Annotated in this window: 13 protein-coding genes; 6 read left to right on the forward strand and 7 right to left on the reverse strand. The window is 70.4% G+C overall.

The features are described from left to right. Positions 1-35: 35 nt before the first annotated feature. A complete protein-coding gene (locus BM430_RS01710; RefSeq protein WP_093564756.1) occupies positions 36-1,202 on the reverse strand; it encodes a type III PLP-dependent enzyme in 1,167 nt (388 codons plus the stop codon). Between the two features lie 747 nt (positions 1,203-1,949). On the opposite strand from BM430_RS01710, the gene BM430_RS01715 reads away from it, so the two are divergent. From BM430_RS01715 to BM430_RS01725, 3 genes are all read left to right on the forward strand, one after another. Then, complete coding sequence (locus BM430_RS01715; RefSeq protein ID WP_093564662.1) at positions 1,950-3,569, forward strand: glucan biosynthesis protein G; 1,620 nt, start codon at positions 1,950-1,952, stop codon at positions 3,567-3,569. Then, a complete protein-coding gene (locus tag BM430_RS01720; protein ID WP_244539251.1) occupies positions 3,566-4,072 on the forward strand; it encodes a GNAT family N-acetyltransferase in 507 nt (168 codons plus the stop codon). The genes BM430_RS01715 and BM430_RS01720 overlap by 4 nt, the downstream gene beginning before the upstream one ends. Before the next feature lie 180 nt (positions 4,073-4,252). Further along, positions 4,253-4,672 (forward strand): hypothetical protein, encoded by a 420-nt coding sequence (locus BM430_RS01725; protein WP_093564664.1) that lies wholly within the window; start codon positions 4,253-4,255, stop codon positions 4,670-4,672. Between the two features lie 147 nt (positions 4,673-4,819). Here BM430_RS01725 and BM430_RS01730 read toward each other — a convergent pair whose 3' ends face one another. The 5 genes from BM430_RS01730 to dctP all read right to left on the reverse strand — a co-directional run bounded on the left by BM430_RS01730 (position 4,820) and on the right by dctP (position 11,272). After that, positions 4,820-6,343, reverse strand: coding sequence for a malonate--CoA ligase (locus BM430_RS01730; RefSeq protein ID WP_093564666.1), 1,524 nt, complete (start codon positions 6,341-6,343; stop codon positions 4,820-4,822). 307 nt (positions 6,344-6,650) lie between these two features. Continuing rightward, the gene (locus tag BM430_RS01735) at positions 6,651-8,057 is read right to left on the reverse strand and encodes a malonyl-CoA decarboxylase (RefSeq protein WP_093564668.1); all 1,407 of its coding nucleotides are present in this window, start codon (positions 8,055-8,057) and stop codon (positions 6,651-6,653) included. A 166-nt stretch (positions 8,058-8,223) separates the two neighbouring features. Then, entirely contained in the window at positions 8,224-9,576 is a 1,353-nt protein-coding gene (locus BM430_RS01740) for a TRAP transporter large permease (RefSeq protein WP_093564670.1), read from the reverse strand. After that, a complete protein-coding gene (locus tag BM430_RS01745) occupies positions 9,573-10,238 on the reverse strand; it encodes a TRAP transporter small permease (protein WP_093564672.1) in 666 nt (221 codons plus the stop codon). Before BM430_RS01745 ends, BM430_RS01740 begins: the two co-directional genes overlap by 4 nt. Beyond that, positions 10,235-11,272 (reverse strand): TRAP transporter substrate-binding protein DctP, encoded by a 1,038-nt coding sequence (gene dctP / locus BM430_RS01750; RefSeq protein WP_093564674.1) that lies wholly within the window; start codon positions 11,270-11,272, stop codon positions 10,235-10,237. The genes BM430_RS01745 and dctP overlap by 4 nt, the downstream gene beginning before the upstream one ends. Before the next feature lie 176 nt (positions 11,273-11,448). Between dctP and BM430_RS01755 the strand changes: the two genes are divergently transcribed. The 3 genes from BM430_RS01755 to msrB all read left to right on the forward strand — a co-directional run bounded on the left by BM430_RS01755 (position 11,449) and on the right by msrB (position 13,898). Beyond that, positions 11,449-12,105: a GntR family transcriptional regulator gene (locus tag BM430_RS01755; protein ID WP_093564676.1), complete on the forward strand. Its 657-nt coding sequence runs from the start codon at positions 11,449-11,451 to the stop codon at positions 12,103-12,105. 126 nt (positions 12,106-12,231) lie between these two features. Beyond that, positions 12,232-13,392, forward strand: coding sequence for a YihY/virulence factor BrkB family protein (locus BM430_RS01760; protein WP_093564678.1), 1,161 nt, complete (start codon positions 12,232-12,234; stop codon positions 13,390-13,392). 95 nt (positions 13,393-13,487) lie between these two features. After that, positions 13,488-13,898 carry a peptide-methionine (R)-S-oxide reductase MsrB gene (msrB, locus tag BM430_RS01765; protein ID WP_093564680.1) on the forward strand — a complete coding sequence of 137 codons (411 nt, stop codon included), beginning with the start codon at positions 13,488-13,490 and terminating at the stop codon, positions 13,896-13,898. A gap of 21 nt (positions 13,899-13,919) precedes the next feature. Here msrB and BM430_RS01770 read toward each other — a convergent pair whose 3' ends face one another. After that, a complete protein-coding gene (locus BM430_RS01770; protein ID WP_093564683.1) occupies positions 13,920-15,065 on the reverse strand; it encodes an iron-containing alcohol dehydrogenase in 1,146 nt (381 codons plus the stop codon). Positions 15,066-15,092: the final 27 nt, after the last annotated feature.

Here is a 15,092-nt window from a genome sequence, read left to right on the forward strand (position 1 = left end):
GTTCCGAAGCTTCGGCGCCGGAGGGCGCCGAAGGATCAGATCACGTAGGATTGGAGCGGCGGGAAGCCGTTGAACGCCACCGCCGCGTAGGTGGTGGTGTAGGCGCCCGCGCCCTCGATCAGCACCTTGTCGCCGATCGCCAGCGAGATCGGCAGCGGGTACGGGGTCTTCTCGTAGAGCACGTCGGCCGAATCGCAGGTCGGGCCGGCGAGCACGCACGGCACCGTGCGGTCCTCGTCGCGGTCGGTGAGAATGCGGTAGCGGATCGACTCGTCCATCGTCTCGGCGAGGCCGCCGAACTTGCCGATGTCGAGATAGACCCACCGCACCTCGTCCGCGGCGTCGGACTTCTGCGAGACCAGCACCACCTCGGCCTCGATCATGCCGGCATTGCCGACCATGCCGCGGCCCGGCTCGATGATCGTCTCCGGCAGCTGGTTGCCGAAATGCTTCGTCAGCGCCCGGAAGATCGCGTCGCCGTAGGATTCCACGCCCGGCACCGCCTTGAGGTACTTGGTCGGGAAGCCGCCGCCGAGGTTCACCATCGAGAGGTGGATGCCGCGCAGGGCGCATTCGCGGAAGATCATCGAGGCCGAGGCGAGCGCCCCGTCCCAGGCTTCCGTGTTGCCCTGCTGCGAGCCGACGTGGAACGACACGCCGTAGGCGTGCAGCCCCAGCCGGGTGCCGTGCTCGAGTACGTCCACCGCCATCTCCGGCACGCAGCCGAACTTGCGCGAGAGCGGCCACTCGGCCCCGGCGCCGTCGCACAGGATGCGGCAGAACACCTGCACGTCCTCGCGGGCGACCTTGACCGCGTCGGCGGCGCGGGCGATCTTGTCGACTTCGGCCTGGCAGTCGACGGCGAAGAGCCGCACGCCGAGCTGAAGCGCGCGGGCGATGCAGCGCTCCTTCTTGATGGTGTTGCCGAACGACACCCGGTCGGCGGTGGCGCCGGCGGCGAGCGCCATCTGGATCTCGACCACCGAGGCGGTGTCGAAGCAGGAGCCCATCTCGGCGAGCGCGCGCAGCACCTCGGGGGCCGGGTTCGCCTTGACGGCGTAGAAGACCCGGGTGTCCGGCAGGGCGCGGGCGAAGGCGGTGTAGTTGTCGCGCACGACGTCGAGGTCGAGGACCATCACGGGACCCTCGTCCCGGCCGAGCTCGCGGCGCACGCGCAGGAAATCGCGGATGCGATCGGTCATGATCAGCCCCACCAAAGGTTCGAGAGGGCTCCCGCGGGAACCCGAAGTCGAGATCGAGACGGCACGCGTCGGCCGTCCGGCGTCAGGGGGCGTTGCGACGCGGCGCGGACGTGCTGTGGAGACACGCCGTGCGACGCGGGCGCAGAGCACCCGGAAGCTGCCTTTGCTTGGAACGGGGAAACCCGATCCGCACTCGGGGCAAGGAGAAACAAGCCTCTTCGGTGTCGGCCTTTGGAGGGCAGACGAGACCAAAAAAGCCCGTTCGTCGTTGCTTTAAGCTGCGTCCCCCGTGGAGAGCGGGGTTCGCCGGTTTTGCCTCCGGCTGCCGGTTGTTGTCGGGGTCCGGTGTTTCCACCTGGATGCCGGCCGGAGGGATCCACCCTTCCCGGCCATCGATCCTTTAAGACCCCTGGCGGCTGTCCGGCCTCTTGTCCGGATGCCCACCAACCGGCACGCGGCCACAGGCACGTGCGAAATTGGGCAAGGCGGTAGATACGGACCATGGCCCCCGGCCGCAAGCCCCGATGCACCGATTTCCGCCGGATTTCCTCAGGGTGGCCCAAGTGCCACGGTCAGAAGTGCCACGGTCCGAGGTGCCACGGTCCGAAGTCCCACGGTTTCCGGCACCGGCACCTCCGCCGCGGAACGCTTCCCGTCCGCGGGGCCTTCTCAAGCGGCGCCGGACGGGCCATTCAACCGGCCGACGCGCACGCGCGCTCCGAACGCGCGCCTTATATCCGGATCGCCATGACCCTCGCACCCTCGCGCCGCGCGCTCCTCGCCGGCCTGCTCTCCTCCGCCGCCCTGAGCCGGGCCGCCTCCGCCCAGGTCGGGCCGACCCAGCCCGGCCCGAGCGCCCTGCCGCCGCCCGATCCGGCGCCGGCGCCGTCGGGCCCGCCCCGCTTCCGCTTCGACGAGGTGGTGCGCCGGGCGCGGGCCCTCGCCGGTGCGCCGTTCGAGGCCACCGTGGCGCCGCTGCCGGCGCCCCTCGGCTCCCTCGACTACGACGCCTGGCGCGACATCCGCTTCCGGCCCGACAAGGCGCTGCTCGGGGACCAGGACGGGCCGTTCCGGCTCCAGCTGTTCCATCTCGGCTTCCTCTATACCCGCCCGGTCACCGTGAACGTGGTGCGCGACGGGGTGCCGACGCCGATCCCCTACCAGCCCGGCCTGTTCGATTACGGCCGGACCACCATCGACAAGCCGCTGCCGGTCAATCTCGGCTTCGCGGGCTTCCGGCTGCACTACCCGCTGAACAAGCCCGGCATCCTCGACGAGCTGATCTCGTTCCTCGGCGCCAGCTACTACCGCTTCCTCGGCCGCGACCAGCTCTACGGCCTCTCGGCCCGGGGCCTAGCCGTGAATGTCGAGAGCGTCGGCGGGCCGGAGGAGTTTCCGGTCTTCCGCGAGTTCTGGATCGAGATGCCGCCGAAGGGCGCCGACCGGGCGGTGATCTACGCCCTCCTCGACGGGCCGTCCTGCACCGGCGCGTTCCAGTTCCTGGTCTATCCGGGCGACGAGACGGTCGTCGACGTGCGCTGCTCGCTGCATCCGCGCCGCGAGCTCACCACGGTCGGCATCGCGCCGCTGACCTCGATGTTCTTCATCGGCGAGAACGACCGGCACCACTCGGACGATTACCGCCCCGAACTGCACGATTCCGACGGGCTGCTGATGCAGTCCGGCGGCGGCGAGTGGATCTGGCGGCCCCTGCGCAACCCCAAGGAGCGCTGGATCTCCGCCTTCGAGGACCGCAACCCGAAGGGCTTCGGGCTGATGCAACGCGACCGGGTGTTCGAGGATTACCAGGACCTCGAGGCGTTCTACCACCGCCGGCCGGGCTACTGGGTCGAGCCGCAGGGCGAGTGGGGCGAGGGCACGGTGCGCCTCGTCGAATTGCCGACCGAGAACGAGACCCACGACAACATCGTGGCCTCCTGGCAGCCGAAGCAGCCCTACAAGCCCGGCGAGGCGGTGGAGCTGTCCTACAAGATCCGGGCGCTGGCCGACACCGACGACCTGCATCCCGGCGGCCGGGTGGTGAACACCTACGTCGCCCGCACGACCGCGAGCGGCGGCACCGCGGATGCCAGCGAGCCGCGCACCCGGCGCTTCCTCGTCGACTTCTCGGGCGGCGACCTCGCCTACTGGCTCACCGACCCGAAGGCGGTCGAGATCGTGCCCTCGACGACGCAGGGCAAGATCACCGCGGTCTCGCTGGTGCCGAACCTCCACGTGAAGGGGTTTCGCGCGGCGATCGACGTGCGGCTCGACCAGGCCGGGCAATCGACCGAGCTGCGCGCCTTCCTGCGCGCCCGCGGCCAGACGCTCACCGAGACCTGGACATATCCGTGGAAGGCCGCGTGAGCGGCCAGCCCGCTCCCTCGTCGGCCGTCGCGATCCGGCCGGCGATTCCCGAGGACCTCGACGCCCTGATGGCGCTCGAGGTTGCGGCCTTCGCTACCGATCGGGCGGAGCGCCGGGCGATCCGCCACGCCATCGCGTCGCCGTCGATCTCGCTGCTGGTCGCCCTCGACGGTGCGGTGCTGGTCGGCGCCGCCACGATCGAGCGCCGGCGCGGCAGCCGGCGTGCCCGCCTGTCCTCGATCGCCGTGGCGCCGAGCCGGGCCGGCACCGGCCTCGGCCGGGTGCTGCTCGACGCCGCCGAGGCCGAGGCCCTGGGCAGGGGCTGCGGCTTCTTGCGCCTGGAGGTCCGCGAGGATAACGGCGCCGGCATCCGCCTCTACGAGCGCAGCGGCTACCGCCGCTTCGAGACCGTGGAGGCGTATTACGAGGACGGCACCACCGCTTGGCGCTACGAGAAGGAGCTCGGAGAGGGGAAGGGCACCGGGACGGCTGCCCCGTCCTGATACAACCACGCTACGAGCGGGACGGGTCGCGATTCCACCGATTCCACCGTCCCGGCGAAAATGTGCCGTAGCGGCATGGTTTCCCAATGGTTTCGATTGGCACGCCAGACGCAAGTAACCCGGCAGCCGAGGCGCAAGGTAAGGCGCCTCGTTCCGAGATCTTGCGACGAGGTTGCAGCCATGGCCCTGAGCAACGCCGATTTCCGCAGGATGATCGCCGAGACCCGCGAGACCGCCGCCCGTCCGCTCCCGCCCCTGACCCTGCCCGACCGGATGCCGGCGCGCATCGAGCGGGACCTGTCCCGGCCCGCCCCGCGCGAGAACCGCGACGTGCGCACCATTGAGATCGTCTGGACGACGGCACCCGCCCCGTCGGGCAGTCGCCTCCTCGGCGGGCTCGCACTCGTCGCCAAGGTGCTGGCCCTGCCGGCGCTGGTCGCCGGCAGCCTCGTCGCCCAGCCGGCCTACGAGTGCCACAAGCAGAAGAGCCGCGGCATGCTGTATTACGGCACCACCGTGCAGATGTGCGTGAACGATCGTCTGGCCGAGCGCGCCGGGAGCGTGCAGGCGATGCTGGGTCGATCGACGCGGGCGATGTGACGAAGTCGATTTCCGGTTGATCGCTCGGCGATTGCTGCGCAATCGCTGTCGCGATGCGGAAATCGGCCTCGCTCACGTGTGTGGAGCCGGAGGCTCCACCGCACGGGCTGGCGATACGATGTCCGAACCGATCGTCCGGAAATCGCATCACCCCCCGTACAACCCCTTGTGCGTCTCGCGCAGCAGGTTCTTCTGCACCTTGCCCATCGTATTGCGGGGCAGCTCGTCCGCGATGATGACGCGCTTCGGCAGCTTGAACTTGGCGAGCCGGCCTTCGAGGGCCGAGAGGATCGCGGCCTCGCTCGGGGCCTCCGCCCCGCGCGGCACCACCACGGCGGTGACGCCCTCACCGAAATCCGGGTGCGGCACCCCGATCACCGCCGATTCGAGCACGCCGGGCAGCCCGTCGATCTCGGTCTCGACCTCCTTCGGGTAGACGTTGAAGCCGCCGGTGATGATCAGGTCCTTGCCGCGCCCGACGATGTGGACGTAGCCGCGCTCGTCCACCTTGCCGAGGTCGCCGGTGATGAAGAACCCGTCGGCCTTGAACTCGGCGGCGGTCTTCTCCGGCATGCGCCAGTAGCCCTTGAACACGTTGGGGCCGCGCACCTCGATCATCCCGACCTGGTCGGCCGCGAGTCCCCGGCCGGTCTCCGGATCGACCACCCGCAGCGAGACGCCCGGCAGCGGGAACCCGACCGTGCCGGCGACCCGGTCGCCGTCATAGGGGTTCGAGGTGCTCATGTTGGTCTCGGTCATGCCGTAGCGCTCGAGGATCGGGTGGCCAGTCCTGTCCTGCCACTCGCGATGGGTCTCGGCGAGCAGGGGCGCCGAGCCGGAGACGAACAGGCGCATCCCCGCGGTCGCCTCGCGGGTCAGGCCCGGCTCCTTGAGCAGGCGGGTGTAGAAGGTCGGCACGCCCATCAGCGCCGTCGCCCGGCCCATCAGCGACAGGATCAGCGGCGGATCGAGCTTGGGCAGGAAGATCATCGCGGCGCCCGACATCAGCACCGTGTTGGTGGCGACGAACAGGCCGTGGGTGTGGAACACCGGCAGCGCGTGGATCAGCACGTCCTCCGGCGTGAAGCGCCAGTAATCGACGAGGGTCAGCGCGTTCGACGACAGGTTGTCGTGGGTCAGCATCGCGCCCTTGGAGCGCCCGGTGGTGCCCGAGGTGTAGAGGATCGCCGCCAGGTCGTCCGGGCTGCGTGGCACGTCGGCGAAGTCGCCGGTCTGGCCCGCGGCCTCGGCCGCCATGGTGCCCTCGCCCTTGGCGTCGAGGGTGCCGACCTGTTTGACGTTCGCCGCCTCGGCCACAGGCTTCAGGGCGTCCAGCTTCCCCGAATCGCAGACGAACAGGGCCGGCTCGGCGTCGCCGAGGAAGTAGGCGATCTCGGCCGGAGTGTAGCCGGTGTTGAGCGGCAGGAAGACCGCGCCGGCCCGCACGCAGCCGAGATAGAGCGCGATCACCGCCGGGCTCTTCTCGACCTGCACCGCCACCCGGTCGCCGGGCGCGACGCCGAGGCCGACCAAGGCCGCGGCGTAGCGGCCGGATTCGGCGATCAGGTCGGCGTAGCTCCAGCGCAGGCCCTCGGCGGTCTCCAGGAAGACCTTGGCCGAAGGATCGGCGGGGAGGCGGGAGCGGACGATGTCGAAGAAGTGGTTGGACATGGGAGAACTCTTCAGTCGTCGGCGAGATGAGCGGCCACGCCGTCGCGATCCGGGAAAGGAAAGGGCGCAGGCTTTTCCCTCCCCCCTCTGCGGGGGAGGGTGGCCCCTGCGTCAGCAGGGGACGGGAGAGGGGACGCCGCTTCCGGAAGGGTCGCGACCGCGGTAACGGACGCCCGCTGGATCAGCGTCGCGCTGCCCCTCTCTCGCCCCACTCCGTGGGGCACCCTCCCCCGCAGAGGGGGGAGGGAAAAAGCCCGCGTCCTCCCTTGTCCCCGGACAGCCCGGGGGGCGGAGAGAGGAGGATTGCTCACGCCTCCGCCAGCGCCACCGACCGCGCCGGCGGCAGGTTCTGGCGCAGTTCGCGGTTGACGGTGAGCGAGGCCGAGACGGTGCCGAGATTGGCGTAGGTCTCGTGGTTCTTCTCGATCGCCGCGAGGTCGTAGAGGTAGTTGACCATCAGCCCGTAGCCCTGCGCGAGGCCCTTCGGCGAGACGTCGCCCAAAAAGTTCAGGCGCTCCAGCCGGGCGCCGTTGCCGAGATGGAACCGCGCCACCGGGTCGACCGGCTTGCCGCGGGGGGTCTTGGCGCGCAGGAAGTAGTAGGCGGCGGCCGGCAGCAGGGCCTTCTTCACCGCGTCGGCCTTGGCCTTGTCGGTGTGCCAGTCGGGCTGGTCGAGGGCGCGCAGGGTTTCGACGTCGTCGCGGGTGATCCCCTGCGGCGCGTCGGCCCGGCGCTCGCGGTCGAGCCAGGTGCGGAAGGTCGGCACCGGCGAGAGCGTCACGAAGGTCTTCAGCGCCGGCATCTCGCGGCAGAGGTCCTCCACCACCTGCTTGATCAGGAAGTTGCCGAAGGTGATGCCGGCCAGCCCCTTCTGGCAGTTCGAGATCGAGTAGAAGATCGCGGTCGTCGCCTCGCGCGTGTCGGTCGGCCGGCGATCGTTGGCGAGGATCGGGGCGATCGCCGCGGCGATGCCGGTGGTGAGCGCCACCTCGACGAAGATCAGCGGCTCGTCGAGGAGCGCCGGATGGAAGAAGGCGAAGCAGCGCCGGTCCGGCGGCTCGATGCGGCGGCGCAGGTCGTCCCAGTCCGAGATCGCGTGGACCGCCTCGTAGCGGATGATCTTTTCCAGGATGTGGGCCGGCGTCGTCCAGTCGATCCGGCGCAGGACCAGGAAGCCGCGGTTGAACCACGACGCGAACAGGTGCTCGAAATCGGAATCCAGGCTCTCGACGGCTTCCGCCAGCGCCGGGTCCGGCTTGTCGGCCTTGCGGGCGGCGTCGCGCAGGGTGAACAGGTCCTCGCGCATCCGCACCAGCGCGATCGTGCCGTCGCGGGCGAGGTTGAGGCGGCGGATCAGCTCCTGCGAGCGCGGCTCGGCCGCCTCGTGCAGGCGCCCCAGGGCCGCCCGGGACGGCGCCTTGGCGTAGGCGGCGATGGCGCCCGCCACCGCCCCGTGGTCGGCCCCGAAATCGAGGGCGATGCGGCGCAGGAAGTCGTGCCGGTCGGCGCGCCCGAAACTGTCGTAGCGGTCGAGGATGATGCGGGCCAGCGCGACCCCCGAGGCCTCGCCGCGCCGGGAGATCAGGTCCTCGCAGAGCTTCACCACCTCGGCGACGCTCGCCTTGGCGGGGTCGTCGCGGCCGAAGGCGATCAGCCCGCGGCCCCGGTCCGAGATGCTCTGGAGGAGGTCGCCGAGGAACGAGATCGCCGCCATGGGGCCTTGCTCACCGTCGCGTTGCGCGGCTGCCCGGGATCCGCTGCCCGGATCCGTCGCGCCGCCCGTTGTCAGATAGGGCTCCGCTGCGGCAGCGGAGAGGAGGGAGGACCGCCGCCGGGTGTCGCGGGCGGGTCCCGGCGGCGGCTCTGCCATGGTGGCGCCTCTACTTGGTCGAGGGCAAGAGGAGATCCGGCAGCCACAGCGCGATGCCGGGGGCGACGCACAGGACCAGGATCGCCACCGCCATCAGGATCACGAAGGGCAGGGTGCCCCAGATGATCTCGGAGAGCGGGATGTCGGGCGCGATGTTCTTGATGACGAAGATGTTGAGGCCGACCGGCGGGTGGATCAGCCCCATCTCCATGGTGATCGTCATGACGACGCCGAACCAGACGAGGTCGAACCCCGCCTCCCGCAAAGGCGGCAGGATGATCGGCGCGGTCATCAGGATGATCGAGACCGGCGGCAGGAAGAAGCCGAGGCCCACCACCAGGAGCAGGATGGTCAGGAGCAGCAGCCACGGCGAGAGGTGCATCGCCACGATCGCGGCGGCGGCGGCCTGCGAGATGTGGAGGTAGCTCATCACGTAGGCGTAGAGCAGCGACATGCCGATGATCAGCATCAGCATGGTCGACTCGCGAAGGGTCGCGATCAGGATCGGGCTGACGTCCTTGGCCCGCCACACGCCGTAGATCGCGGCGATCAGCGCGAGCGCGAGGAGGCCGCCGAGGCCGGCCGTCTCGGAGGGCGTGGCGTAGCCGCCATAGAGCGCCACCATGACGCCGGTGAGCAGCACCACGAAGGGCAGCACCCGCGGCAGGGTCGAGAAGCGCTGCGCCATCGAGTAGCGGTCTTCCGCCAGGATCGGATGCTCCGGCCCGCCGGTGACGTAGGCCGCTCGCGCCATGGCGAATTCGCGCCGGAAGCGCCAGGCGGCGTAGGCCGCAAACAGCAGGACCAGCAGCAGGCCCGGGCCGATGCCGGCGAGAAAGAGCCGCCCGAGCGACTGCTCGGCCGCCACCGCGTAGAGGATCATGGTGATCGAGGGCGGCAGGAGGATGCCGAGGGTGCCGCCCGCCGCGATGATGCCGGCGGCGAATCCCCCGGAATAGCCGCGTCTCCGCATCTCCGGGATGCCGGCGGAGCCGATCGCCGAGCAGGTCGCCGGGCTCGACCCCGCCATGGCGGCGAACAGCGCGCAGGCGAAAACGTTGGCGATGCCCAGCCCCCCCGGGATCTTGTGCATCCAGGCATGCATCGCCGAGTAGAGGTCCTGGCCCGCCTTCGACCGGCCGATCGCCGCGCCCTTCAGGATGAAGAGCGGGATCGACAGGAGCGTGATCGAGGCCATCTCCTCGTAGACGTTCTGCGCCACCGTATCGAGGGAGGCGCCGGGCATGAAGGCCAGCATGAAGACGAGCGCCACCGCGCCGAGCGCGAAGGCGATCGGGATGCCGGCCAGCATCGCCCCGAGGGTGGCGCCCGCGTAGAGGGTGCCGATGATCGCGGTGCTCATCGGGAGGCCCCCTTCTTGTCCTGCGTCTTGTTGTCCTGCTTCTTGGCGCGCTCGAGATCGGCGCCCAGGCCCACCTTCGGGTCGGCGAAGCCGGCCGCATTCGGGCCCCGCGCCACGGCTTCGGCGATCTGGAGCAGGAACTGCAGCGCCAGCAGCGTCATGCCGAGAGCCATCAGCGAGTAGGGGATCCAGAGCGGCGGGCCCCAGGTCGATTGCGAGATCTGGCCGTCCTCCCAGGCCTCGTGCAGCAGGGTCCAGCTCTTCCAGGCGAAGAAGGCCACGAAGCCGAGGCTGACCACGTCGGCGAAGAGCAGGCGCAGGCGGTTCGCCCGCGGCGGCAGGAGGCCGGTCAGCGCCTCGATGGCGACGTGGCCGCGCTTGGCCTGGACGCCCGCCGCCGACAGGAAGGTGGCGCCGACGATGAGGAACACCGCCGTCTCGTCCTGCCACTCGGTCGGAATTTTCAGGAAGTAGCGGACGACGACGCTGTAGCTCAGCACCAGGCAGGCGGCGACGAGGGCGACGCCGCCGAGCAGCAGGATCGCCCGGTTCAAGCCCGCCATCGCGGCGTCGATCGCCGCGAGCGGGCCGGGGAGCCGGGGGCGGACGCCGGCGCGCTCCGGCTCCGCGGCGGCGGAGGCCGCGTCGAAGGCGTGGCTCACGCGACCGCCTCCGCGAGCTTCAGCATCTCGGCGCAGGACGACGACTTGGCGGCGTAGTCCTTCCAGGCCGAGTCGCGGGCGATGTCGCGCCAGCGGTTCAGCGTCGCCTCGTCGAGGGCCTCGACCTTGGCGCCGGCCTTGCCGAAGATCTGCTCGACCCGCGTGTCGTCTCCTTGAGCGCCCTCCTGCCCGAAGGATTCGAGCTCGGCGCCGACCGCCATGATCAGGTCGCGCTGGTCCTTGGGCAGGCCGTCGAAGATCGCCTTCGACATCATGATCGGCTCGAGCATGAACCAGTACGAGCGGCCGCGGGCCGAGGTGAGGGACTTCGACAGTTCCTCGAGCCGGAACGAGATCAGGCTGGTCGAGGAGGTGATGACCGCGTCGCAGGCGCCGGTCTGCATCGCCGCGTAGGATTCGTTCGAGGGCAGGCTCAAGGTCGCGGCGCCGGCCGCCTTCATCATCAGGTCCATCTCGCGCGAGCCGCCGCGGACCTTCATGCCCTTGGCGTCCTCCGGCCGCACCAGCGGGCGGTCGCGGCTCGCCACACCCCCCGCCTGCCAGACCCAGGAGACGAGCACGATGTTCTTCGAGAGCAGGATCTCGGTGAGCTTGCGGCCGACCGGCGCCGCCTTCCAGGCCATCGCCTGCGGGTAGGAGGTCACGAGCGCGGGCATCAGCCCGATATTGGTCTCCGGCACCTCGCCGCCGGCGTAAGGAAGCGGGTAGAGGCTCATGTCGAGCGCGCCTTTTCGCATCGCGCTGAACTGGGCGTTCGTCTTCATCAGCGACGAGCCCGGATAGACCTGGACGTCGAGCGCGCCCTTCGAGCGCTCCTTCACCGCAGCGGCGAACTTGCGGCACATCCGGTCGCGAAAATCGCCCTCGTCGATCGTGCCGCCGGGGAACTGGTGCGAGAGCTTCAGCGTCGTGGCTGCCTGCGCGGCGCGGCCGAGGCCGATCAGGGCGGGCGCGGCGAGACCGGCGGCCAGGACGGACCTGCGTGTCGCGAGGGGGCGGCGGGTGAAGGCCATGGCGTTTCCTCTGAGATGAGCGCGGCTCTCGTCCCGCGTCTCGCGGTGGTGACGCATGGGCAGGTTGTCGTCCCGCCGCTTCGCACATCCAGAAGATCCCGATCTTGTATATTTTGTCAACGCGGGTGCATATTCACCGATGGTGGAAGGCGGGATCGGCCATGAGTCATGCCCATGTGAGTCACGCCCAGCGGCTGCGGCAGACGATCGAGGACGAGATCGTGGACGGGATCCTGCGCCCCGGCGACCGGCTCGACGAGGTCCAGCTCGCCGCCCGGTTCGGGGTCTCCCGCACCCCGATCCGCGAGGCCCTGCTGCAGCTCGCCGTCACCGGCCTGATCGAGATCAAGCCGCGGCGCGGCGCGGTGGTGAGCACGCCGGAGCCGGCGCGGCTGATCGAGATGTTCGAGACCATGGCGGAGCTTGAGGCCGCCTGCGGGCGCCTCGCCGCGCGCCGGCTCACCGACGCGCATCAGCGCGACCTCGTCGCCGCCCTCGACGCCTGCCGGGCGGCAGCCGCCGCTGGCGACACCGAGGCCTATTACGCCGAGAACGCGGTGTTCCACGCCGTCATCTACCGGGCCTCGCGCAACGGCTTCCTGTGCGAGCAGGCCGTGACCTTGAGCCGGCGCCTGGCGCCGTTCCGGCGCATCCAGCTCCGGGCCCGCAACCGGCTGCGCCAGTCGCTCGCCGAGCACGAGGGCGCCGTGGAAGCGATCCTGGCCGGGGACGAGGTTTTGGCCGGCGAGCGCCTGCGCGCCCACGTGCTGGTGCAGGGCGACCGCTTCGCGGAGCTGATCCGCAGCCTGCCGGGGGGCAGTGCGGCGGCGTGATCCCGCTGGGTCAACCCGTTGACCGCACGGCATTTTATCGGAGTCGGAACGCTCCCTGCGACGCGACGTTGTGACTCCCGAGCGCCCACGCTTGTGGGCGACACGTCCTCCTGATCCGGTGTCGCGATGCCGCCCGAACCCCGCTCCGGTTCCGCCCCGTCCGGCGTGACCTCGACCCTGTGGACCGTCTTCCTCGGCCTCGCGCTCGTGCGCCTCGTCACGGCGAGGCGGCCGGACGGGGTCATGGATGCGGCGCCGGACCCGACCCGGCATCTCGGCGGCGGCGCCAAGTCGTATTCCGGACGTCCCGCCCAATGGGTCGCGGACACGGAAGGCGACCGCGGGCGCAAGGCCGACACGCCGACCGAGATCCCCGCCAAGGGCTGGAAGGACGTGCTCTATCGCGTCTACCTCGAGTTCCAGAAGGACCGGGTTTTGTCGGTGGCCGCCGGCGTCACCTTCTACACCCTGCTCGCCCTTTTCCCGGCGGTGGCGGCGCTCGTGTCCCTCTACGGGCTGTTCACCGATCCTAGCAGCATCAACGACCACCTCTCCCTGCTCCAGGGCGTGCTGCCGTCGGGTGCCCTCGACATCATCGGCGACCAGGTCAAGCGCATCACCGCCAAGGGCGGCACCACGCTCGGCATCACCTTCTTCACCAGCCTCGCGATCTCGCTGTGGAGCGCCAACGCCGGCATGAAGGCGATGTTCGACGCGCTCAACATCGTCTACGAGGAGCAGGAGAAGCGCAGCTTCATCCAGCTCAACCTGCGCTCGCTCACCTTCACCTTCGGCGCCCTGGTCTTCGTCGTCGTGGCGCTCGGCTGCATCGTGGTGCTGCCGGTGGCGCTGAATTTTCTGGGCAATTTCGGCATCCGGATCAGCCCGACGGCCTGGTACATCGCGCTCCTGCGCTGGCCGGCGCTCCTCGCGGTGCTGCTCTTCGCGCTTGCGCTCCTCTACCGCTACGGGCCGAGCCGCGACCTGCCGCGCTGGCGCTGGGTCACGCCGGGCAGCCTCACCGCAGGATCGGTGTGGCTCGTCGCCTCGATCGGCTTCTCCTGGTACGTCGCGCATTTCGGCAACTACAACCAGACCTACGGCTCGCTCGGCGCCGCGATCGGCTTCATGACCTGGATCTGGATCTCCTCGACGATCGTTCTGCTCGGCGGCGAGATCAACGCCGAATTGGAGCACCAGACCGCCCGGGACACCACCACCGGGCCGGAGCAGCCGATGGGCACGCGTCGCGCTCGGATGGCCGACACGGTCGGGGCCCCTGCCTGAAGCCTCGCCGCGGCGCCGCAGCCCCTCGCCGGATGCGGCGCCCGCCCCCATCTTGTGGCCTCGTCACCTGACATTCGCGACGAGGAGAGGCCCCGATGGCCGCGACCGAGACCGGCACCGCCGAGACCCGCACCGATGCGGAGTGGCGCCGGACCCTGACGCCCCAACAATACCGCGTGCTGCGCGAGCACGGCACCGAGCGCCCGGGCACCAGCCCGCTCAACCACGAGAAGCGCGCCGGCACCTTCACCTGCGCCGGCTGCGGCCAGCCGCTGTTCGATGCCGCCGCCAAGTTCGAGTCCGGCACCGGCTGGCCGAGCTTCTCCGCTCCCCTCGACGGCGCGGTCGAGACGCAGACCGACCGCTCGTTCTTCATGACCCGGACCGAGGTCCATTGCGCCCGCTGCCAGGGCCATCTCGGCCACGTCTTCGACGACGGCCCGGCTCCGACCGGCCTGCGCTACTGCATGAACGGGGTAGCGATGGGGTTCGAGCCGGAGGCGTAGGGGGGGCCGTCCGGCCCCCGTTCACGCCGCCCGACCGTGCAGCGAGGCCCGGAACAACTCCCGGAACTCCTCCGCCCCGACCGGCCGGCCGTTGGTCGCCGTGGAGTGATCCTCGACCGCGCGGGTGATCAGCGCCTCGCAATCCTCTTCCGTCACCCCCATGGCGGCGAGGTCGGTCGGCAGGCCGAGGTCGCGGTTCAGCGCCTCGATCGCGGCGGCGAGGTCGGCGCCCTCGGGCAGATTCATTGCTTTGCGCAGGGCGCCGTACTTCCCGGCGCAGGAAGGGGCGTTGAAGCGCAGCAGGTGGGGCAGGATCACGGCGTTGAGCGTGCCGTGATGCAGGCGCTTCGCCTTCAGGCCGCCGAGCGCGTGCGACATCGAGTGGACCGCGCCGAGGCCCTTCTGGAAGGTCATGCCGCCCTCAAGCGCCGCCATCATCATGTCCTCGCGGGCCTCGATGTCGCTGCCGTCGCGCACCGCGCGGAGGAGCGAGCGGGTGGCGCGGGACAGGCCGTCGAGGGCGATCGCCTCGGCCGGCGGGTTGTGGCGAGGGCTGAGATAGGTCTCGATGCAGTGGGTCAGGGCGTCCATGCCGGTGGCCGCCGTCAGGCCGGGTGGCAGGCCGAGCGTCAGCTCGGGGTCGCAGATCGCCACGTTCGGGATCAGGTGGGGCGAGATGAAGCCGAGCTTGCGCCCGTCGGCGAGCGTGATCAGCGCCGCGCGGCCGACCTCGCTGCCGGTGCCGGCGGTGGTCGGCACGGCGATCACCGGTGGCTGGTCGGCGCGGATGCGCGGGATGCCGCCGAGGATCGCCGCATAGGTGGCGAGCGGCTCGTCATGGGTGGCGAGCAGGGCCACGCCCTTGGCGAGGTCGAGGGGCGAGCCGCCGCCGACCGCGATCACCGAGTCGCACCCTTCCGCCTTGAAGCGGTCGCGGGCCTCGAGCGTCGCCTCCTCGGTCGGGTTCTCGGGCGTGCCGTCGAAGACCGGGGTGTCCGCGGCCAGGCCGGCAGCGTCGAGGACGCGGGCGATCAGGCCGGCCGCCACGACGCCACGATCGGTGACGATCAGGGGCTTCTTCGCGCCGAGAAGCGCCAGCTCCTCGCCGATCAGCCGGACGGCGCCGCGCTCGAACTGGATCCGGGTGAGATAGGTGATGAGGCTCATGGGGGCTGCCTGACGTGATCCGGAGCC

It is taken from the genome of Methylobacterium sp. 174MFSha1.1 (assembly GCF_900116815.1).
In the GTDB taxonomy this organism is placed as follows: domain Bacteria; phylum Pseudomonadota; class Alphaproteobacteria; order Rhizobiales; family Beijerinckiaceae; genus Methylobacterium.